General features: G+C 44.2%; 1 pseudogene. It reads left to right on the top strand.

The annotated features are described in order from the left end of the window. Window positions 1-330 (top strand): annotated as a pseudogene (locus AB4585_RS25340) (3-octaprenyl-4-hydroxybenzoate carboxy-lyase); the annotation flags it as partial.

Here is a 330-nt window from a genome sequence, read left to right as displayed (position 1 = left end):
CACCAAATATGTACTAGTATGCGATGAAAGTGTTGATGCTCGAGATTGGAATCAAGTTGTCGCGGCAATGACAGAGCACATGCAACCGAAACGCGACATAGTGATGATTGAGAACACCCCAATAGATTCTCTTGATTTTGCTTCACCAGTTGCAGGCCTTGGCTCGAAGATGGGTCTAGATGCGACCATCAAATGGCCAGCAGAGTTAGCCATGTCTAAAGAAGGTTCGTCTACACCTTTACCTGCTCTGCAGCAGGAAAAAGCCGAGCAGCTATTTGACGCACTAAAACAGCAATTTCCATTTATAAAGGATTGTTATTTACCTACTGA

This window comes from Vibrio sp. 10N.222.49.C9 (assembly GCF_041474985.1).
GTDB lineage: Bacteria > Pseudomonadota > Gammaproteobacteria > Enterobacterales > Vibrionaceae > Vibrio > Vibrio crassostreae_C.
This window is presented reverse-complemented; position numbering and strand designations above follow the sequence as displayed.